Annotated in this window: 18 protein-coding genes and 2 pseudogenes; 9 read left to right on the top strand and 11 right to left on the bottom strand. The window is 67.2% G+C overall.

Features of this window, described 5'->3' with window-relative positions; genetic code table 11:
• Positions 1-4 precede the first annotated feature (4 nt).
• A complete protein-coding gene (locus G6N50_RS27525; RefSeq protein ID WP_083093070.1) occupies positions 5-679 on the bottom strand; it encodes a UdgX family uracil-DNA binding protein in 675 nt (224 codons plus the stop codon).
• Positions 680-754: 75 nt separating this feature from the next.
• Positions 755-1,315 carry a hemerythrin domain-containing protein gene (locus G6N50_RS27520; protein ID WP_083093071.1) on the bottom strand — a complete coding sequence of 187 codons (561 nt, stop codon included), beginning with the start codon at positions 1,313-1,315 and terminating at the stop codon, positions 755-757.
• Positions 1,316-1,547: 232 nt separating this feature from the next.
• Here G6N50_RS27520 and G6N50_RS27515 point away from each other — a divergent pair, with 232 nt between their 5' ends.
• The 3 genes from G6N50_RS27515 (at position 1,548) to G6N50_RS27500 (ending at position 4,870) form a co-directional block, all read left to right on the top strand.
• On the top strand, positions 1,548-2,534 hold the full coding sequence (locus tag G6N50_RS27515; protein ID WP_083093134.1) for a hypothetical protein: 987 nt from the start codon (positions 1,548-1,550) through the stop codon (positions 2,532-2,534).
• A gap of 71 nt (positions 2,535-2,605) precedes the next feature.
• Entirely contained in the window at positions 2,606-3,613 is a 1,008-nt protein-coding gene (locus tag G6N50_RS27510) for a sensor domain-containing protein (protein WP_083093073.1), read from the top strand.
• A gap of 285 nt (positions 3,614-3,898) precedes the next feature.
• Positions 3,899-4,870: an aldo/keto reductase gene (locus G6N50_RS27500; RefSeq protein WP_083093074.1), complete on the top strand. Its 972-nt coding sequence runs from the start codon at positions 3,899-3,901 to the stop codon at positions 4,868-4,870.
• 13 nt (positions 4,871-4,883) lie between these two features.
• Here G6N50_RS27500 and G6N50_RS27495 read toward each other — a convergent pair whose 3' ends face one another.
• From G6N50_RS27495 to G6N50_RS27480, 4 genes are all read right to left on the bottom strand, one after another.
• Complete coding sequence (locus tag G6N50_RS27495) at positions 4,884-5,651, bottom strand: SDR family oxidoreductase (RefSeq protein WP_083093076.1); 768 nt, start codon at positions 5,649-5,651, stop codon at positions 4,884-4,886.
• Between the two features lie 93 nt (positions 5,652-5,744).
• Positions 5,745-7,499, bottom strand: a complete 1,755-nt coding sequence (locus G6N50_RS27490; protein WP_083093136.1) for a sensor domain-containing diguanylate cyclase — start codon at positions 7,497-7,499, stop codon at positions 5,745-5,747.
• A 162-nt stretch (positions 7,500-7,661) separates the two neighbouring features.
• Entirely contained in the window at positions 7,662-9,812 is a 2,151-nt protein-coding gene (gene glgX / locus G6N50_RS27485) for a glycogen debranching protein GlgX (protein WP_083093077.1), read from the bottom strand.
• 92 nt (positions 9,813-9,904) lie between these two features.
• Positions 9,905-11,086: a zinc-dependent alcohol dehydrogenase gene (locus G6N50_RS27480; protein ID WP_083093079.1), complete on the bottom strand. Its 1,182-nt coding sequence runs from the start codon at positions 11,084-11,086 to the stop codon at positions 9,905-9,907.
• Between the two features lie 99 nt (positions 11,087-11,185).
• Here G6N50_RS27480 and G6N50_RS27475 point away from each other — a divergent pair, with 99 nt between their 5' ends.
• Positions 11,186-12,340 carry an NAD(P)/FAD-dependent oxidoreductase gene (locus tag G6N50_RS27475; RefSeq protein ID WP_083093080.1) on the top strand — a complete coding sequence of 385 codons (1,155 nt, stop codon included), beginning with the start codon at positions 11,186-11,188 and terminating at the stop codon, positions 12,338-12,340.
• A 31-nt stretch (positions 12,341-12,371) separates the two neighbouring features.
• Here G6N50_RS27475 and G6N50_RS27470 read toward each other — a convergent pair whose 3' ends face one another.
• Complete coding sequence (locus tag G6N50_RS27470) at positions 12,372-13,076, bottom strand: GAF and ANTAR domain-containing protein (RefSeq protein WP_083093082.1); 705 nt, start codon at positions 13,074-13,076, stop codon at positions 12,372-12,374.
• Between the two features lie 317 nt (positions 13,077-13,393).
• On the opposite strand from G6N50_RS27470, the gene G6N50_RS27465 reads away from it, so the two are divergent.
• Entirely contained in the window at positions 13,394-14,704 is a 1,311-nt protein-coding gene (locus G6N50_RS27465) for an NAD(P)/FAD-dependent oxidoreductase (RefSeq protein ID WP_083093084.1), read from the top strand.
• Between the two features lie 21 nt (positions 14,705-14,725).
• Here the strand turns inward: G6N50_RS27465 and G6N50_RS27460 are convergent, their stop codons facing one another.
• On the bottom strand, positions 14,726-15,262 hold the full coding sequence (locus G6N50_RS27460) for a DUF1360 domain-containing protein (protein ID WP_083093086.1): 537 nt from the start codon (positions 15,260-15,262) through the stop codon (positions 14,726-14,728).
• Positions 15,263-15,326: 64 nt separating this feature from the next.
• Positions 15,327-15,692: a MerR family transcriptional regulator gene (locus G6N50_RS27455; RefSeq protein WP_083093087.1), complete on the bottom strand. Its 366-nt coding sequence runs from the start codon at positions 15,690-15,692 to the stop codon at positions 15,327-15,329.
• A gap of 163 nt (positions 15,693-15,855) precedes the next feature.
• Here G6N50_RS27455 and G6N50_RS27450 point away from each other — a divergent pair, with 163 nt between their 5' ends.
• Both G6N50_RS27450 and G6N50_RS27445 read left to right on the top strand, forming a co-directional pair.
• Complete coding sequence (locus tag G6N50_RS27450) at positions 15,856-16,305, top strand: Hsp20/alpha crystallin family protein (RefSeq protein WP_083093137.1); 450 nt, start codon at positions 15,856-15,858, stop codon at positions 16,303-16,305.
• A 128-nt stretch (positions 16,306-16,433) separates the two neighbouring features.
• A complete protein-coding gene (locus G6N50_RS27445; protein ID WP_083093089.1) occupies positions 16,434-17,222 on the top strand; it encodes a PAS and ANTAR domain-containing protein in 789 nt (262 codons plus the stop codon).
• Here G6N50_RS27445 and dosR read toward each other — a convergent pair.
• Complete coding sequence (gene dosR / locus G6N50_RS27440; RefSeq protein ID WP_083093091.1) at positions 17,189-17,845, bottom strand: hypoxia response regulator transcription factor DosR/DevR; 657 nt, start codon at positions 17,843-17,845, stop codon at positions 17,189-17,191. The two genes, G6N50_RS27445 and dosR, sit on opposite strands and share 34 nt — an antisense overlap.
• Positions 17,846-18,091: 246 nt before the next feature.
• On the opposite strand from dosR, the gene G6N50_RS27435 reads away from it, so the two are divergent.
• Both G6N50_RS27435 and G6N50_RS27430 read left to right on the top strand, forming a co-directional pair.
• Complete coding sequence (locus G6N50_RS27435; protein WP_083093092.1) at positions 18,092-18,514, top strand: pyridoxamine 5'-phosphate oxidase family protein; 423 nt, start codon at positions 18,092-18,094, stop codon at positions 18,512-18,514.
• Between the two features lie 74 nt (positions 18,515-18,588).
• Positions 18,589-19,128: pseudogene (locus G6N50_RS27430) on the top strand (DUF5931 domain-containing protein); the annotation flags it as partial.
• Here the strand turns inward: G6N50_RS27430 and G6N50_RS29825 are convergent.
• A pseudogene (locus G6N50_RS29825) lies at positions 19,085-19,213 on the bottom strand (YiaA/YiaB family inner membrane protein); the annotation flags it as partial. The pseudogenes G6N50_RS27430 and G6N50_RS29825 overlap by 44 nt on opposite strands.

The raw sequence follows: 19,213 nt of genomic DNA, 5'->3' as shown, positions 1-19,213 counted from the left end.
CGGGTCAACTCTTCTTGCGCTTGCCGAGTCCGGCGCCCGCGCTGCGCAGGTCGTCGACGAACACCTTGTAGACCTCGTCGTGTTGGTCGCTACGGTCGCGCAACACCGACGACGGGTGAACCGTCGCCACCAGCGTCGGCTCGGGTGTGAGGTGCACGTCGACGGATGAGGGCAGCCGCAGTTGCAGGCCGCGTTGCGTGGACACCCGAAAATCGGCTCCCAGCAACGATTGTGCGGCGGTGGCGCCCAGGCAGACGACGACCTCCGGACGCACCGCCTCGATCTCGGCGATCAGCCAGGGCCGGCACGCGACGACCTCCGTGCGGCTCGGCTTCTGGTGGATGCGTCGCTTGCCGCCTTTGCGGGTGAATTTGAAGTGCTTGACCGCGTTGGTCTCATAGACGACGTCCGGATCGATGCCGGCGTCCTGCAGGGCGCGGGCCAGCAGTCGCCCCGCCGGCCCGACGAACGGCTCGCCGGCGCGGTCCTCCTGGTCACCGGGCTGCTCGCCCACCAGCATCAGCGGCGCGCCAGGATGCCCGCTGCCGAAGACCGTTTGGGTCGCATCCTCGAAAAGTGAACAGCCGTGGCAAGTTTGGGCCGCCTCGCGCAGCGCGTCGAGGTCCCACTCCGCGGGCAGGTAGCGGGCGGCTCCGGGTGCGTTCGATGCTGCGGCCATGAACAACTGTGGCGGCGGAGGGCGTGGTGCCCCGCTCCCCCACCGAACGGGGGTACCACGCCGTGTGCGGCTGAGTCAGCCCTTGCCGATGATGACGTCGCGGGCCCGGTCGAGCATCGTGGCGAACGGTCCGGCGGCCAGGTTGGCCACCTGCGATTCCACTCCGGCGTGTGGGCGGGTGGGAGCGATCGCTTCGGCGAGCTTGGCGGCGCGGCCCATCCGCTCCAGCTCGTTGCCGCTCAATTCCTGGCCCAGCTTTGCGAATTCGTCTTGTTCCTCATGCTGGGCGTGTTCTATGACCGCGTCGCGCAACTTCGTCAGTTCGCGAGTGAACTCCTCGCTGTCGACGTCGAGCTTTTCCAGCTTCCGCAGGACGGTCTTGGCCTCGTGCTCTTCGTGCAGCCGCTTGTCCACCACAGCGGTGCCGTCGGAGATCTTGCGCTTGGCGCGGGGGTGGACGATCTCTTCCTCCGCGGTTTCGTGCACGGCGAGCAGTCGCCGAAGCTCGACGAACGCCTTCTCGCGTGCCTTTCCGGACGCCGCCAGGGTTTCGGCGAACATCGCCTTGATCTGCTGATGTTGACTGACGAGGAAGTCGACCACGTCGGTGGGCGACTTGATGACGGTCGGTGCCACAGTGTCCCTCCCATCTGCTTTGGTTCGACGCGCGGGGCTGTGCGCGCCCGGTGAAACCGGCTACCCGACGGATCCGGCCGCCAAACGGGGTGTGGCCGTGTCCGTGTGGGGTATGTCCTGGACAAACGACGAGAGGAGCAGGCGGTACATGGGCGGCGGATTGGGTTCCCGGGCGGGCCGGCGCGTCCGGGCGCTGTTGCGCTGCGGAGTCGTCGGCGCGGTCGCGGCGGCTATGACGACAGCCTGTTCGCAGCCCGGAGCGTCGCTGGAAAGCGCGCCCGACGTCGAGGTCTGGCGGGCCGGTGCGGCGTTGCACGAGCCGGTGTGGTCGTACCGCATGCACGCCCTGGTCGCGCTCACCGACGATCACCGGCTGGCCGAGGTCACCGCCGGCGATCGCGGTGGCGATGCCAGGACGCGCTTCTCCGCGCCCATGGCGTCCGGGCGCAATCTGCAGATCAGCCGGAAAGACGAGCGGGTGGTGTTCGTGCCGCAGCCCGAGCGCGGCACGGTGGCCGCGGTCGACCTGGAAAGTCTGCGTCAGATCAGCGAATTCGACGCCGGACCCGCCCCGGCGTACCTCTCCGAAGACGCGGGATTGCGGATGCTGCTTGCGCTGTCGTCGGATGGGACGGCGGTGACACCGGTGGACGAATACGGCTACCGCAGGCTGCCCACCGCGATCTCCGGAACGAGCGCGGACAGCATCGACGGAGCGAACCGCGGGCGCGAGCTCGACTACCACCTGTACGGACCGTCCGGCATCCGCCACTTTCAGGGCACGTCGTCGCCCCCGGCACAACGCGGCTCACTAAACTTCGCCGTTGCGGTCTCGGCGGGCGACGGTACCGCGGTCACGCGCAGCTACGTCGCCGGCCCCGACGACAACACACTGCGGGCCGTCGACTCGCGCCGCGGCGGACGGGGATTGGAGCAGCTGGCCAGCGCGCGACTACCGTCGCCGATCCGTGAACTCGGCACCGACGACACCCGGATCTACGCCGCGACCGACCGCGAACTGGTGACGCTCGAAACAGCGAGCTTCACCGGATTTCCGGACGGGCGAATCCCCGTGCTCCGCACCATCGACTACCGCTCGGGGCTGCCTCCCGCCGCGCAGGCGGCCCACCTCTCGGGCATGGCCGTCGGGCCGCACCGGGTCTACCTGACGTTCGCGCAGGCGCCCTACGCGGTCAGCATCGCCAAGCCCCGCCTGTGACGGCCATGGTTTGGGCCCGAGCCCCTGTCGGCTACATTTCGGGCAGGCTCGGCCGCTAAGGAGGCACCGGGGTGACCAACCCGCAGGACCCGTATTGGCAAAACCCGCTGAGCTATGACCCGCTCGGCCGCCTCCCGCCGGCCGAGGTCGAGCCGCCCGTCACACCGCCACCGTCGTTCCCGCCACCGCCCGCACCCGCGCCCTACCGTCCGCCGATCAACACCCTGGCGACGCTGTCGCTCATCTTCGCGTTCCTGTTCGCGCCCGTGGGTGTGGTTCTGGGACACCTCGGGCTGGCGCAGATCCGTCGCACCGGCGAACTCGGCCGGGACCGTGCGCTGGTGGGTGTGACGCTGTCGTACATCTTCATTGCGCTGGCGATCGTCGCCCTGACCGGATGGGCCACGCTGGCCGGTTCCGCCGGTTCGCATCGGGCGTCACCCGGCGGCAGCACGGCCGCCGGGCCCCCGCCGCCCACGGTCCCGCCGGAGACCGTCGCCACGCTGCTGCCCGGCCTCGATGCCTTGCGGAACATCACCGCGGATGCCAACCTCGATGTCGGGCCGACCTGGAACAGCCCCGGTCGCTCCGCGGATGACGGCAGCATCGACCGCCCCGAATGCTGGGGAAGCATCGCCGCCGGCAGCCCGGACGCCTACGCTCCCGGGGCGCTGGCCGGGTATCACGCCGGCGAGTTCACCGACACGCGCAGCATGATGAAGTCGATGCAGGTCATCCAGGGCGTCGCGGCGTTCCGCGATCCGGCCGCGGCCCAGTCGCAGCTGGCCACCCTGCTCGCGGGGTGGCACCAGTGCGGCGGCTCCACCGTCACCGTGACCGCTCCCGGCGGGCAGCCGATCCCGATGTCGGTGAGCGCGCCCGCCGACGCCGGCAACGGCATCACCACCCTGGACCTGACGCCCAAGGGCATCCAGGTGCGCTCGGCGCGGGCGATCGCGACCAAGGCGAACGTCGTCATCGATTTGAACGTGTCCGCCAGCGGCACCACGGACAGTGCGCCGCCCCGCGCGGCCGCGGTCAGCATCGCCAACTACATCCTGGGCAAGATCCCCGGCTGAGCAGCCCACGCGGATCGGCGCCCGGCTCCCCCGCGCTTGCGATCGCCACCAGACCCACGCGTGGCGACCCGCTGCGCCCAGCTCCGCCGCGCTTGCGATCGCCACCAGACCCACGCGTGGCGACCCGCTGCGCCCAGCTCCGCCGCGCTTGCGATCGCCACCAGACCCACGCGTGGCGACCCGCTGCGCCCGGCTCCGCCGCGCTTGCGATCGCCACTAGACCCACGCGTGGCGACCCGCTGCGCCCGGCTCCGCCGCGCTTGCGATCGCCACTAGGCTGAGCGCATGAAATTTGTCGACGTCGACGGGGTCGGCCGGGTCAGCCGGATCGGCTTGGGCACCTGGCAGTTTGGTTCACGCGAGTGGGGTTACGGCGATAGCTACGCGGCCGGCGCCGCGGGCGACATCGTGCGCCGTGCCCGTGCCCTGGGGGTGACGCTGTTCGACACGGCCGAGGTGTACGGCCTGGGCAAAAGCGAGCGGATCCTGGGTGAGGCGCTCGGCGACGAGCGCGCCGAGGTCGCGGTGGCCAGCAAGATCATGCCGGTCGTCCCCTTCCCCGCCGTGGTCAAGCAACGCGCACACGCCAGCGCGCAGCGGCTGGGGCTGGACCGCATCCCGCTGTACCAGATCCACCAGCCCAACCCGGTGTTCCCCGATTCGGTGATCATGCCGGGCATGCGTGACCTGCTCGACAGCGGCAAGATCGGCGCCGCCGGTGTTTCGAACTATTCGCTGCAGCGCTGGCAGAAGGCCGACGCCGCGCTCGGCCGGCCGGTGATCAGCAACCAGGTGCACTTCTCGCTCGCCTACCCGAAGGCGCTCAAGAATCTGGTGCCGTTCGCCGAGCGGGAGAACCGCATCGTGATCGCCTACAGCCCGCTGGAGCAGGGGCTGCTGGGCGGCAAGTACGGTGTCGACAACCGTCCGGGCGGTGTGCGCGCGGTGAACTCCCTGTTCGGCACCGAAAACCTGCGCCGCGTCGAGCCCCTGCTGCAGCTGTTGCGCGACGTCGCGAAGGACGTCGACGCCAAACCGGCACAGGTGGCACTGGCCTGGCTGATCAGCTATCCGGGCGTGGTCGCCATTCCCGGCGCCTCTTCCGTGGAGCAGCTGGAGTTCAACGTTGCGGCCGCAGACATCGACTTGCCCACCGCATCCCGTGACGCGCTCACCGAGGCGGCCCTGGCCTTCCGGCCGACGTCGGCGGCGCGCTTCTTGACCGACCTGGCCAAGGAGAAGCTCGGCCGCCGCTGAGCGACCAGCACGGCTACGACTGGTTGGCCTCGGCGAACGCGGCGGGGCTGGCCGGCGCGCCGCGGGCCACCACCAGCGGCATCGACGTCGACGAGTTGGTCCGCAGGATCGTGTGCACCACGTCGATCAGGTCCTCGACCGGCATCAACTTGCCGGGCATGCAGCCGCGCGACGACCACAGCGGCACCGCTTTCATCGCGAGGTCCATGTCCCAGCCCTCGTTCATGCCGGTTTGTCCGTCGCCCTCGCCGCCCGCGCACTCCCCGACGATCAGGTTGGTGAAGCCGATGTCGGAATGCTCGGCCCGCCACGCCTCCACGAGCCGTTCCAGGGCCGCCTTGCTGACGCCGTACGCGCCCAGGCCGGGCCACGGCGGCCCGAAGGTGCCGGCGTCGGAGGACAAGTACACCGCCTTACCCGCCGACGCGGTCAAGTGCGGCACCGCCGCGGCCGTCACCAGTGACGCGCCGATGACGTTGGTGTCGAAGATGCGCCGCCACGTGTCGGCATCGGTGTCCACCATGCGGACCAGCGGCCCGACGGCGGGTGTGTAGACGATGTTGTCGATGCCGCCGAGAGCGTCGGCGGCACGGTCGATGGCCGAGCGGCAGGATGCCTGGTCGGTGACATCGCATTCGATGGCGATGGCATTCGGGCCGGCGTCCTTGGCCGCGGCCTCGATGCGCTCACGACGCCGTGCGAGCAGCGCCACCTGATCACCGCGCTGAGCGAGACCCACACCTATGCACCGCCCCAACCCGCTGGAGGCGCCAACCACCACTGTCCTTGACATATTCGCCCTCCCTTGTAACGCAAGACGCTGTCGCGAGAAACCTACCGGATGGCATGCGTCGCGTGGTGACCACTCGGCCGCTCAGTTCGGAACGACGGTGTTCCGGTCGCCCGACTTGGCTTGGTACATGGCCTCGTCGGCTCGCGCCGTGACGGCGTCAACGGACTCGGCGGAACGGGCAAGCGTGGCACCGATGCTTAAGGTCGCGCGAATCATGTTGCCGGACAAGTGGATCGGCTCGGCGACCCGACTGCGAATCTTCTCCGCGATCTGGGCGAGCTCTTCGGTGCTGCGGACCCCGGGCAACAACACCAGGATCTCGTCGCCGCCCGTCCGCCCCACCGTGTCGCCGCGGCGAACGCTCGCGCGGATCCGCGCCGCCAGGGTTGCCAGCACGAAGTCCCCCATGCCGTGCCCCCACGTGTCGTTGATCGCCTTGAAGTGGTCGACGTCGCAGAACAAGACGCCGACGTGAGTTCCGGCGGGTTGCGGCTGCAGCAGTGCGGACTCGAGTCGGCTCAGGGCCTCGGCCCGGTTGACCAGGCCGGTAAGGGTGTCGAACCGCGCCAACCGTTCCAGTCGCTGCTCGGCCTCCACCTGGTCGTCGACGACGCGCAGGGCCGCGATCAGCCCGTCGGTGTTGCCCTGTGCGTCGGTGTAGGGCTTTCCGTGACCGTCCACCCAGTGGTAATCGCCGTCGACGGAACACACGCGGAACCGTTGCAGAACCCGTTCACCGTCGGCGATCCTGCGCACCGCGGCCACGAGTTCGTCGCGGTCTTCCGGATGGATGCGATCGGCGAACGCCGAGCCGGTCCAGAGCTGCGGCGGACCGCCCAAGGCGGCCTGCACCGACGGCGAGACCCACGCGATCTCACCCCTGCGAAAGTGCACGATGATGTCCACCGCGTTGTCGGCGAGAATGCGGTAGCGCGCCTCGGCCTCGGCGCGCTCCTTACTGGCCAGTTCCTTTGCGATCAGCAGTTTCTGTTCGCGCTGGCTGAAGTAGAAGGTGACCACGCCGACGACGGTGGTGCCCAACAGTATCGAGAAGGTCCACTCGGCATGATCACCCAGGCCGAGCTCCAGGAAGATCGGCCTCGCCAGGGCCACGACAATCGGGAAGCCGGCGAGGATGCCGGCCAGCCGGACCAGTGACCGCCGGTCGGGTCGGGCGAACAGCCACGCGAGCGGAAAGCGATCGGGACGCGCAAGCGACGTCGCTGCGATGAGCAACAGCAGAGCCGAGGCCGTCGAGAGCGCCTGGCCGGTCGAGGGCGAAACCCCCACCAGCGCCAGCGCGTCGAACAAGTAGGCGCCGACCGTCACGAACGGGATGGCACCACTGCCCCCCAGGCACACGGGCCACACCAGCCGTGTCCCGCGGTCCACCCGGATCAGCGCAACGGCGGCCGCCAGCAGCAGGACCGGCGCCGCCGTCTGTGGACTGGGACGGCCCGGCCAAGACGTTTGCCGCCCGCGCACCACGTCCCCGAACAACACCTGGTCCACGCCGAGCGACCCGACGGACGTGTACTCCAGCAGGATTACGACTGCCAGGACCCCGACCAGGACCGCCAAAGCACGCCCGACCCAGACGCGGCCGCGCGACGGGTGGCCGGATTGCGCCAGAATCGCCGCGCTGAGCGCCGCCAGCCATAACGCGGTCCACGGCGTCATCGGCGGCCAGCTCGGGTAGATCCGCGTCAGTCCGTCGACCCCGGTCGCCCAACCCATCCAGGTCACCGCCGCGACGATCAGCACCGCCAGCGCGGCGGTCCGGGCCGACCGGTTCAGCGCCAGTTCCGGACGCGGCTTTGGGCCGGGCCTGTCCATCGGCTGTTCCTTCGTTGCCGGCAGTCGGGGTATCGGCGGCATCAACATTGTGCGCAAAAAATTAGCCGATGTCGCCTATTCGGCGCGAACAATCCGCTCGATCCGCAGAAACGGGGGATCGCAGCCGCGGCATGCGGCGTATGGGTTTAACCGTGGGAACGGCTAGTCCGAGGGAAGGCCTCGCAGCACCACGGCGGTGTGTGCCTCCACATTGAGCCTGCCTCCGCCGGGCACCTCGTCGGCGGGCGTCGTCTCCTCGGGCCCGGTGTACACCACGACCTGCCAGGATGCGCCGAATTCCTTTGGGGGAAGGGTGAACTCGATCGGCTCGTAGTGGGCATTGAAGCACAACAGGAACGAGTCGTCGAGCACCCGCTGGCCGCGCGCATCGCGGTCGGGAATGCCGTGGCCGTTGAGAAATACCGCGACGGACTTAGCGAAGCTGGCACCCCAGTCCTCGTCGGTCATCTCGGCGCCCTCGGGGGTGAACCAGGAGATGTCGGGCAGGCCATCCTGCCCGCGACGGCCCACCGGCTTTCCGGAGAAGAACCGGCGGCGGCGGAACACCGGATGCTCGGCCCGCAACCCCGAGACCGTCCGGGTGAATTCCAACAGTCCGGAATCGGCACTGTTCCAGTCGATCCAGGTGAGCTCGTTGTCCTGGCAGTAGCCGTTGTTGTTGCCGTGCTGGGTGCGCCCGAGCTCGTCGCCGTGGCAGATCATCGGCACGCCCTGGGACAGCAGCAACGTGGTCAGGAAGTTGCGCTGCTGGCGGGCGCGCAGGTTGTTGACCTGCTCGTCGTCGGTCGGCCCCTCCACCCCGCAGTTCCAGGACCGGTTGTGGCTTTCGCCGTCGTTGTTGTCCTCGCCGTTGGCCTCGTTGTGCTTCTCGTTGTAGGACACCAGATCGCGCAGCGTGAACCCGTCGTGGGCGATGACGAAGTTGATCGACGCCACCGGCCGGCGCGCGGTGTGCTCGTAGAGATCCGCCGATCCGGAGAGCCGATAGGCGAACTCGTCGAGGGTGGCGGGCTCGCCCCGCCAGAAATCGCGGACGGTGTCGCGGTACTTGCCGTTCCACTCGGTCCACTGCGGCGGGAAATTGCCCACCTGGTAGCCGCCCGGCCCGACGTCCCACGGCTCGGCGATCAGCTTGACCTGGCTGACCGTCGGATCTTGTTGCACGAGTTCGAAAAACGTTGCCAGGCGGTCGACGTCGTAGAACTCACGGGCCAGCGTCGAGGCCAGGTCGAAGCGGAAGCCGTCGACATGCATTTCGGTCACCCAATAGCGCAGCGAGTCCATGATCAGCTGCAGCGCGTGCGGATGCCCGACGTTGAGACTGTTACCCGTTCCCGTGTAGTCCATGTAGTACTGCTTGTCGTCCTCGACCAGCCGGTAGTACGCGCCGTTGTCGATGCCGCGCATCGACAGGGTCGGGCCCAGGTGGTTGCCCTCCGCCGTGTGGTTGTAGACCACGTCCAGGATGACTTCGATGCCGGCCTCGTGCAGCGAGCGCACCATGGCCTTGAACTCCTGGACCTGCCCGCCCGGCGTGGTCGCGCTGGAGTACTTGAAGTCGGGCGCGAAGAACCCGATGGTGTTGTAACCCCAGTAGTTGGACAGTCCCTTGTCGATGAGCGTGGAATCGTTGGCGAAGTGGTGCACCGGCATCAATTCGATGGCCGTCACGCCCAGGCTCTTCAGGTGTTCGATGATGACCGGATGCGCCACCCCGGCGTAGGTGCCGCGCAGTTGCTCGGGGATGTCGGGGTGGGTTTGGGTCAGGCCCTTGACGTGCGCCTCGTAGATCACCGTGTCGGCATAGTGGTGGTCCGGCGGCCGGTCGTTGCCCCAGTCGAAGTAGGGGTTGATCACCACCGACTTGGGCATGCTCTCGGCCGAGTCGTCGTCGTTGCGGCTGTCGGGGTCGCCGAAGTTGTAGCTGAACAGCGACTGGTTCCACTCGAAGGAGCCGTCGATGGCTTTGGAATACGGGTCCACCAGCAGCTTGTTCGGGTTGCAGCGCAGCCCCGCCGCCGGGTCGTACGGGCCGTGCACGCGGTAGCCGTAGCGCTGGCCGGGTTCGATGTTGGGGATGTACGCGTGCCAGATGAAGCCGTCCACCTCCGGCAGGGTGACGCGACTCTCGGTTCCCTCGGCGTCGAACAGGCACAGCTCCACCCGCTCGGCCACCTCACTGAATAAGGCGAAATTGGTGCCCGCACCGTCGTACGTGGCACCCAGCGGGTAGGCCCTACCCGGCCACACCTCTCCGGTGGGCGTGGGGGCGGGAGCATCTGCGGAGGTCATGGCGCATTCAATACCCTGCCTACACACCCGTCAAACTGGGCTCGGGCGCCCGGGCCGACGGCGCTAGACGGAAAGCCTTGTGGCAGAAACGATCACGGCTTGAGTATGACCTTCACCGCACCATCCTGCTTCTTCTGGAAGATCTCGTAGGCGTGTGGGGCCTGGTCAAGGGGCAGCACGTGAGTGGCGAAGTTGTCGACACCTAGCGGGTCGTCGTCGGTCAGCAGCGGCATGATGTCGTCGACCCAGCGCTTGACGTTGGCCTGCCCCATCCGCAGGGTCACCTGCTTGTCGAACAGGGTGAGCATCGGCAGTGGGTCGGCCATCCCGCCGTAAACGCCGATCAGCGAGATCGTTCCGCCGCGCCGCACGATGTCGATGGCGGAGTACAGGGCGGACAGCCGGTCTACGCCGGCGGTTTGCATCACCCGCTTGCCGAGCGCGTCGGGCAACAATCCGGCGACCTGTTGCGCCAGTTTGGCGGCCGGCGAGCCGTGCGCCTCCATGCCGACGGCCTCGATGACCGAGTCGGTGCCCCGCCCGTCGGTCAGGTCACGGATCGCGTCACCGAGCGAGGAGTCCAGCCGCCCCAAATCGATGGTGTGGATACCGCGTTTCGCGGCGCGGCCCAGCCGTTCGGGCACCAGGTCGACGGCGATGACGCGGTAGCCCAGGTGGTCGGCGATGCGCGCGGCCATGTCCCCGATCGGACCCAAGCCAAGCACGGTGACCGAGCCCCCGTCCGGGATGTTGGCGTAGTCGACCGCCTGCCACGCGGTGGGCAGCACGTCCGACAAGTAGACGAACCGCGAATCCGGCGGTCCCACAGGGACTTTAATGTGTGTGAACTGGGCCTGCGGGACGCGGAGCAGCTGAGCCTGCCCGCCGGGAACCTCGCCGTAGAGCTCCGAATAGCCGAACAGCGCGGCGCCCATCCCCTGGTCCCTTACCTGGGTGGTTTCGCATTGGGTGTAGAGCTGATGTTTGCACATGTGACAACTGCCACAAGAGATTTGGAACGGGATGACCACCCGGTCCCCAACCCGAAGATCGCCCGTTTCCGTGCCGACCTCCCGCACGATGCCCATGGGTTCGTGACCGAGGATGTCCCCGGGTTTCATGAACGCCCCGAGAATTTCGTACAGGTGCAGATCGGACCCGCAGATGTTGGTCGAGGTGACTTCGATGATGGCATCGGTGGGTTGCTCGATTTTCGGATCGGGCACCGATTCCACCCGTACATCGCGTTTGCCATGCCAAGTAACAGCCTTCATGTGAGGGGCTCATACCCGCCTCGCGTTCGTCGAAACGGCGCAGTCACCACTACCGATCGAGGCCCGATTCAAGCCCCGCGGCGCGGGTATCACCCCGTGATGAATCAGTCGGGAGTCGTGATCGTGGGCAGCGGGCCGACCGGGATTGCCGCGGCAGAGTCGTTCCGTGAACACGACGCCGACACTCCGGTGCGGATTTTCACCGCCGACATCGACCCGCCCTACGCCCGGCCACCGCTGAGCAAAGAATACCTGCGCGGCGAGACGGACGACGTCGACCTGCACCCGCCGCGCTGGTTCGGCGACCGGGCGATCGAGCTCATCGGCGGGGCGCCGGTCCAGCGGCTGGATCTCGCCGAGCGCGCCGTGTATATCGGCGATGAGAGTTACGGCTACGACACATTGATCCTGGCGTGCGGCGCGGCGCCCGTAACACCTCCGTTTCCCGGCGGGGAACGCGCGCTGTTGTTGCGCTCGTTGGCCGATGCCGGCACGCTGCGCGCCGCCGCCGCAAACGCCTCCTCGGCGGTGGTGATCGGCTCCGGATTCATCGGCTGCGAGGCCGCCGCGTCGTTGGCGCTGCGTGGGATTCCGGTGACTGTGGTTGCGCCGGCGCAACTTCCACAGGAGAAGCGGCTGGGCCGCGAGGCCGCCGCGCGGTTGCGCGATCTGGTCAGCGAGGCCGGCGTCCGCCACGTCGGCGGGGTGACGGTCGAGGAAATCACCGAAGCGGGTGTGCGCCTGGACAACGGTGTCACCATCGACTGCGACCTGGTGCTCGCGGCAACCGGTGTGGCGCCGCAGAGCCGGATCGCCGCTGAGGCGGGCCTGCGGGTGGACCAGTCCCGCGTCGTGGTGGGGTCCGATATGGCCACCTCGGCTCCCGGCGTCTACGCCGCCGGCGACGTCGCGCTGGCCTATCACGAAGTCGCCGGTCGCCATGTGGCCACCGAGCACTGGCAGGACGCGGCCGACCAGGGGTCGATCGCCGGCACGTCCGCGGCGGGCCGGCAGGCGAAATGGGATGGGGTGCCGGGCTTTTGGACCACCGTCGGCGACGCCACGTTGAAGTACCATGCCTGGGGTGACGGGTACGAACGCAGCCGGCTGCTCGATCACGGCGACGGCTTCACGGTCTGGTACGACGCGGGCAATGTCGTCGTCGGCGTCCTGACCTACAACGCCGATGACGACTACGACCTCGGCGAGCGGCTCATCGCCGAGCGCCGGCCCGCGCCGGTCCCGATGCCCTGACTCCTGCAAAACCGCCCGGCGAAGGCCACATTCAGCGCCGGCTTTTGAGCGGGTGTTCGGCGTCGATGAGTGTGGCCGCGATGTCCACCACCCGGGTGTTGGACTGTTGCGAGAGCCGAGTGAGCAGCTCGAAAGCTTCGACGGCATCGAGGTTGAAGCGCTCCATGATCACGCCCTTGGCCTGCCCGATGATGTCGCGCGATGCCAGGGCGCTGCGGAATTGGTCCTGACGGCGCATCATCGACCAGGCCAAAGCGATATGTGTGGCGTACACCGTGCCCAGTTCGACGGACTCCGCGCTGAACGCGCGCGGGGTGTCGGCATAGAAGTGGAGCGCGGCCATGCTGCTGCCGTCGATGAACAGCTCGAACGACAAAGCGGAGCGAATCGGGGTCTGCTCGAGCGCATAACGCCGGTAGCGGAGCCAGCGCTGGTCGACGTTCAGGTCGGCGATATGCATGATGTGGTGCTCCCAGGCCGCGGTCAGGCAGGGCCCTTCGCCGAACCTGTTCTGAATCGCGTCCAGCACCATGGGGTAGCGGTGCGTGGCGGCCACGCTGCTGACCGACCTGCGCTTCTCGGCCAGCGTGATTCCCGCATACTGGGCGCCGGTGACGTGGTGTACACCGTTTTCGATGAGTTCGTGCAACCCGGCCGCCGTATCGCACTGATCGCGCCCCACGTTGTTCACCAGCTCGACGAGCTGATTGACGATGGTGGCACTGCCGTCTCGCATAACCATCACCCCTCGATGCAGTCCTAGTCGCGGAGCCCCTGCCCCCACCCCCTGCCATCACGGCGACACCGGCACGTTCGCGAATGCGGACGCCAAACATCGAGTCTATGAGCCATACAGCGAAGCGCAAGGCCGGATAACGAACGCATCGAGCGATGCGCCGGGTCCGGCCTTCAACCGTAGACGAGGTTGGTCAGTGCCTTTTGCCGGAACCCGCGATAAACCTCTCCTGGCCAACGGTTTTCGCGGCGGAGGCCACCACGACGAGGGTATGGGGGGCCGGGACCCGTTCGGCGAAGCCGCCTACACTCGGATCGGTGACCTCCATTGTGATCGTGGGAAGTGGCTTCACCGGATTCACCTGCGCCCGTCGGCTCGCCCGTATCCTGCGCCGACGCCGTGCACCTGTCGACATCACGATAATCTCCCCGGTCGACTACATGCTGTACACACCGCTGCTGCCCGACGTGGCCGGCGGGGTCGTCGATGCCCGCTTCGTCGCTGTCCCCCTGGCCAATTCGCTCAAGGGCGTGCGCGCCGTGCGTGGCCGCGTGGACGGCGTCGACTTCACCCAGCGCACTGTCACCTATTGCGATCCCGAAGAGCGCAGCCATTCCATGTCCTGGGATCGGCTGGTGTTGACGCCGGGCTCGGTGACCCGGTTGTTCGATGTCCCGGGGCTTGCCAGATACGCGCGCGGATTGAAGACCACGGCCGAGGCCCTTTACCTGCGTGACCATTTCGTCGAACAACTGGAACTGGCCAACATCGAGGACGATCCCCGGGTGGCCGCGGCCCGGCGCACCGTCGTGGTGGTCGGCGCTTCGTATTCGGGCACCGAGCTGGTGGCGCAGCTGCGGGCGCTGGCCGACGCGGCGGCCAAACAAATGGGGTTCAACACCGCCCAGGTACGGTTTCTGCTGCTGGACCTGGCCGACCAGGTGATGCCCGAGGTGGGAAAGAAGCTGGGCGACGCCGCGCTCAAGGTGTTGCGCAAGCGTGGTATCGACGTCCGGCTCGGCATCACCCTCAAGGAGGCGCACGCCGATCACGTTGTGCTCAGCGATGATTCGCGCATCGATACGCACACGATCGCCTGGGTGACGGGGGTGACTGGGGCACCGTTGATCCAGGACCTGGGCCTGCCGACCGAAAAGGGCCGGCTCAAAGTGCAGCCCGATCTGCAGGTGCCGGATCACCCCGAGGTGTTCGCGGCCGGTGACGCGGCCGCGGTGCCCGATCTGACCCAACCTGGAAAGGTCACGCCGCCGACCGCCCAACACGCGACCCGGCAGGGCAAAGCGCTGGCCCGCAACGTGGCCGCGAGCCTCGGGTACGGCAGCAGCAAGGAATACAAGCACCGCAACCTCGGCCTGGTGGTCGACCTCGGACCGCGTTACGCGGTGGCGAATCCCCTCAACATCCATTTGTCCGGCCTGCTCGCCAAAGCGGTGACCAGGTCCTACCACCTTTACGCGATTCCACGCGGTGTCAACCGGTGGGCCGTGTCGCTGGCGTACCTGACGGACGCCCTGTTCACCCGCTCCGTCGTCTCCATCGGGTTGTCCTCCGAGAACGACGCGCAATTCACGGCGAGCGAGGGCATACCGATGCCGAAGACGGGTTGACCCGCAGCGTTAACGCGTGCCTCAGCCCTCGGCCGACTGTTGTGCCATCGCGTAGGCGAGCTGCAGGAAGTCCGCGCCGGCCAGCGCGCTGAATACGCCGGCGATGAGCCGGGTGGACCGGGGCGCGAACACCAGGCCTATGGCGAACCCGGTGGCGACCCACATGTCCAGGCAGAACGGGCAGGTCAGCAGCTCGCCGAGGCTGTGCCGGAGCTGGCTTTGCTCCCGGACCTCTTCCTGGACTTCCGCCGGTCCGCCCGTGCCCGCGTACTGCGTGAAGGGCGCCCGCAGCGGGCTGGTCACCGCGTCCTTGGTTAACGTTCGGGACAGTTTGTGGGTGCCCAGGGTGAGGATGAGCAGGTCTTGGACCCGCCACCGCGTCGGTAGCGTGCGCCCGCTGACCAGCGCGGCCAGGGTCGCGACGGCCACAACGGCGCCGTAGACGACCATCACCACCAGGTAGCCGCCCAGCGGCCGGACGTTGTCGCCTCGGTAGGCGTCGGCCTCCTGTCGCGCGCTACCGGCGACCTGAGCACCGGCTTCCGTCAACTCACCCATCGCTTCTCCTCAAAGGCATAGCGGGACGAGTACCCGGCGCCGGCCGGTGCAATCCGCGAGGGCTCTACAGTGTGCCCGGCTCGACCGGTTTCGCCTCCTTCGCGGCTTCTCGCAGAGTGCGGTTGGTGGACCGCAGGTCGGTGTTGGCCGCCGACAGCGTGGCGTTGTGGTCTTCCAGATCGAGGATGCGTGCGACCCCGGCCAGGTTGACCCCCGAATCGACCAGCTCGCTGATGCGCCGCAGCCGCATCAGGTCGTCGGCGCTGTATCGGCGGGTTCCGCCCCGGCTGCGGGCCGGCGTGATCAAGCCGTACCGTTCGTAGAGCCGCAGCGATTGCACCGCGATCCCGGACAGTTCGGCGGCCACCGAGATGCCGTACACGCCATGGTCGGACGAGGGTGCACCCGCGTCGCCGCGGTACTCGGCCATCGCGCATCTCCTTTAGCTCACCGCTCAAGGTCGTTAGCTCACCGCTCAGAAAATCTGTTTAGCACACTTGCATCCGTCTGTCGACGGTGTTATACAAAACCTATGTCATTAGACATAGGAAATTGCCGACCCACCGCTTAGATTGGAGTGAGAGGTGACCACCATGCTGATGCGTTCGGATCCCTTCCGTGAGCTCGACCGATTCGCCCACCAGGTCCTCGGTACCGCCGCCCGGCCGGCGGTGATGCCGATGGACGCCTGGCGCGAAGGCGAGAACTTCGTCGTCGAATTCGATCTGCCCGGCATCGATGCCAACTCACTGGACATCGACATCGAGCGCAATGTGGTGACCGTGCGCGCCGAACGACCGGCCGTCGATCCCAACCGCGAGATGCTGGCGACCGAACGGCCGCGCGGCGTGTTCAGCCGCCAGCTGGTCCTCGGCGACAACCTCGATACCGAGAAGATCGAGGCCTCCTATGCCGAAGGCGTTCTGAGCCTGCACATTCCGGTGGCCGAGCGGGCCAAGCCGCGCAAGATCACCGTCGGCCGCGGCGACACACCCCGGGCCGTCGGAGAAGCTGCCGCCCAGCGCGAGGTCATCAACGCCTGAAAGACCGGCGGGCCGGGCGGCGGTCCCTCCGGCACGCACGCGTGCCGACTCCTCCAACCGCCGCCCGCCGCCGGCCCTAGGCCACCGGTGCGAACGTCCCGCCCGGTACCAGGGAGGTCGGATACACGATGAAATGGGAACTCGACGGCCAAACGGCCAACGTCGAACAAGCCTTGGCCGGCGGCGCTGCGCAACCGGCGGGCTGGTTTCGGTTCTACTTCACCGACCAGCACTGGGAATGGTCCGAACAAGTGCAACGAATGCACGGGTATGAACCCGGCAGCATCACCCCGACCACCGAATTGGTGCTGTCACACAAGCATCCCGACGACCGCGGACACGTCGCGGCCACCATCGAGCAGATAGTCGATACGCGCCAGGCGTTCAGCACTCGCCATCGGATCATCGATACCCGGGGGAACGTGCGCCACGTCATGGTCGTCGGTGACCAGATCTTCGACGACGACGGCGACGTGATCGGAACGCACGGGTTTTACATCGACGTCTCGCCGCCGCACGAGCAGGCGCAGCAGGACGCGATGAGTGTGAAACTCGCTGAGATCAGCGAGAACCGTGCTGGCATCGAGCAAGCCAAAGGCATGCTCATGCTGATCTACGGTATCAGCGACCGTGCGGCCTTCGACTTGCTCAGATGGCTGTCGCAGGAAGCGAACATCAAGCTCCGGCCGCTCGCCGAGCAGATCGCCGAAGACTTCCGACGCGTCAGGTTGGCCAATGAGTCCCAGTCGGAATTCGACCACCTGATGCTGACCGCGCACCAGCGCGTTCAACCCTCCCGCCAAACGAGTAATGCGCGTCTCGAAACAGCGGAAAGGTTTGTGCGACAATCAGATTCGTTGAAATCCGACGGGTCGCGGAACGGTCAATCCGCCGGGGCCGACAGGTTGGACTGCTGATTCACCTTCGACGCGAAGACCGCCGCCTGGGTGCGGCGTTCCATCCCCAGCTTGGCCAACAGCCGGGATACATAGTTCTTCACCGTCTTCTCCGCAAGGAACATCCGGGCGGCGATTTGCCGGTTGGTCAACCCTTCGCCGAGCAGCCCCAGCAGCGTGCGTTCCTGCTCGGTAAGGCGAGACAGCGGGTCTTCCTGATGAGCGGTGCCGCGCAGTTTGGCCATCAACGCGGCGGCCGCCCTGTTGTCCAGCAAGGACTTGCCCGCACCCACCTCTTTGATCGCATGGGCCAACTCCATGCCCTTGATGTCTTTGACGACGTATCCACTGGCGCCGGCCAGGATCGCCTCGAGCATCGCCTCGTCGGAGGTGAACGACGTCAGCATCAGGCATCGCAGGTCCGGATGGTCGGAAACGAGGTCCCGGCAAAGTTCGATTCCGTTGCCGTCGGGAAGGCGAACGTCAAGCACGGCCACGTCGGGCCGCAGTGCGGGTATCCGCGCTTTCGCCTCCGCCACCGAGCCGGCCTCGCCGACGATTTCAAGTTCGGGATCAGCGGCGAGAAGATCGCAGAGACCGCGGCGGACGACTTCGTGGTCGTCGACCAGGAACACTTTAACCATGGCAGGCCCTTTCCTGCTGATCGCGCACACGCCAGAATTGCGACAGCCGAATTCAATATCCCACATTTTCGATTGACAATCAGCAGTGCCGACCGTGCCGCTGGTGTTGGCGAACAACTGGTTCAACGACTTTGGTCCCCGCGGGATGGGACCTTTGGCCGCCGCAATTCGGTGAAGCCGGTCAATAGCCTTGAGGACGCCCCGCGTTGCGAACGCGAAATCGCGCGTTTATGAAGGGATTACCTGATGTCAGCAATCGACCAAGGAGTCGCCATCCTCCCGGTGCACGAATGCTGGGAGCTGCTCGCGGGTGTGACATTGGGGCGGCTGGTGACCTACGCTGACGGTCAGCCCGATATTTTTCCCGTCAACTACGTCGTCCAACGGCGCACGGTGCTGTTCCGCACCGCGGAGGGAACCAAGCTGATCAGTGCGGCGATCAACAATCGGGTGCTGTTCGAGGTCGATGACCACAACGTCGCCGAAGGGTGGAGTGTAGTCATCAGGGGGACGGCGCGTTCGCTGCGCACCCCCGAGGAGCTCGAGGAAGCCGAACGCGCACAGGTGTTGCCGTGGACGACGTCGGAAAAGACGCACTACGTGCGCATCATCCCGGAAACGATCACCGGCCGCCGGTTCCGGTTCGGGTCACGGCCGGGTGATGCCTGACCCGCGGTTCCTTCGAGCCCACGCGCCCCGGGGCGGCCACGTGTTCATGGCCGGCGGCGGGTCCGTCCGCCCTTATGCTGGCCACGATGGCGAATCACGGCCCCGATCCCACGGCGCCGCTGTGGCGCGCGGCGCAAGTGTTCCGGCTGCTGAGCTGCATCTATGCCACCGGCTTCCAGATCGCGATCAACCCGGATCTGCTTCGGCCGGTGCTGGGCTGGGTGCTTTTCGCCGGGCTGATCGGGTGGAGCGCGGCGTGCGGGGTCGCCTACCTGCGCGGGTTCGGCCGCAAACCGGCGTGGGTACTCGCCGAGCTCGTGGTCGTCGTCGCGCTGATGTGGTCGAACAACCTAGTCGCGAGCCCGCACTGGGCGGCCGAGAACCAGACCTGGCCGACGACCCTGTGGGCCAGTAATCCCACGATTTCCGCCGCCATACAATTCGGCCCCGCGGGCGGAATGCTGACCGGCCTGGCGGTGATGGCCACCAATTTCGTCGTCAAGAACTATTTCGCCCTCAAGCTCGGCCACAACGCCACCGTCATCATCGAATTGGCGATCGGCATGGCGATCGTGGCCACGGGTCGAGTGGGAGAAAGTAGATTCCGCCGAGCGCGGCCACGAAGCTGATCGCGAACGCGACGGCGGCCTGAACGAAGAAGGCGGCGGTGGTTTTTGACATGCTGTTGGGAACGGTCAT

Source organism: Mycobacterium mantenii (assembly GCF_010731775.1).
GTDB classification, from domain to species: domain Bacteria; phylum Actinomycetota; class Actinomycetes; order Mycobacteriales; family Mycobacteriaceae; genus Mycobacterium; species Mycobacterium mantenii.
Note: the sequence above shows the minus strand (reverse complement) of the source record. Positions and strands in the feature narration are given on the sequence as shown.

What these genes read in the sequence shown, in the direction of transcription:
- G6N50_RS27455 (WP_083093087.1), bottom strand. Translation starts at nt 15,692, where the DNA reads ATGGCCGAGTACCGCGGCGACGCGGGTGCACCCTCGTCCGACCATGGC.
- G6N50_RS27525 (WP_083093070.1), bottom strand. Translation starts at nt 679, where the DNA reads ATGGCCGCAGCATCGAACGCACCCGGAGCCGCCCGCTACCTGCCCGCG.
- G6N50_RS27475 (WP_083093080.1), top strand. Translation starts at nt 11,186, where the DNA reads ATGAATCAGTCGGGAGTCGTGATCGTGGGCAGCGGGCCGACCGGGATT.
- G6N50_RS27435 (WP_083093092.1), top strand. Translation starts at nt 18,092, where the DNA reads ATGTCAGCAATCGACCAAGGAGTCGCCATCCTCCCGGTGCACGAATGC.
- dosR (WP_083093091.1), bottom strand. Translation starts at nt 17,845, where the DNA reads ATGGTTAAAGTGTTCCTGGTCGACGACCACGAAGTCGTCCGCCGCGGT.
- glgX (WP_083093077.1), bottom strand. Translation starts at nt 9,812, where the DNA reads ATGACCTCCGCAGATGCTCCCGCCCCCACGCCCACCGGAGAGGTGTGG.
- G6N50_RS27500 (WP_083093074.1), top strand. Translation starts at nt 3,899, where the DNA reads ATGAAATTTGTCGACGTCGACGGGGTCGGCCGGGTCAGCCGGATCGGC.
- G6N50_RS27470 (WP_083093082.1), bottom strand. Translation starts at nt 13,076, where the DNA reads ATGCGAGACGGCAGTGCCACCATCGTCAATCAGCTCGTCGAGCTGGTG.
- G6N50_RS27445 (WP_083093089.1), top strand. Translation starts at nt 16,434, where the DNA reads ATGAAATGGGAACTCGACGGCCAAACGGCCAACGTCGAACAAGCCTTG.
- G6N50_RS27490 (WP_083093136.1), bottom strand. Translation starts at nt 7,499, where the DNA reads ATGGACAGGCCCGGCCCAAAGCCGCGTCCGGAACTGGCGCTGAACCGG.
- G6N50_RS27480 (WP_083093079.1), bottom strand. Translation starts at nt 11,086, where the DNA reads ATGAAGGCTGTTACTTGGCATGGCAAACGCGATGTACGGGTGGAATCG.
- G6N50_RS27450 (WP_083093137.1), top strand. Translation starts at nt 15,856, where the DNA reads ATGCTGATGCGTTCGGATCCCTTCCGTGAGCTCGACCGATTCGCCCAC.
- G6N50_RS27460 (WP_083093086.1), bottom strand. Translation starts at nt 15,262, where the DNA reads ATGGGTGAGTTGACGGAAGCCGGTGCTCAGGTCGCCGGTAGCGCGCGA.
- G6N50_RS27515 (WP_083093134.1), top strand. Translation starts at nt 1,548, where the DNA reads ATGACGACAGCCTGTTCGCAGCCCGGAGCGTCGCTGGAAAGCGCGCCC.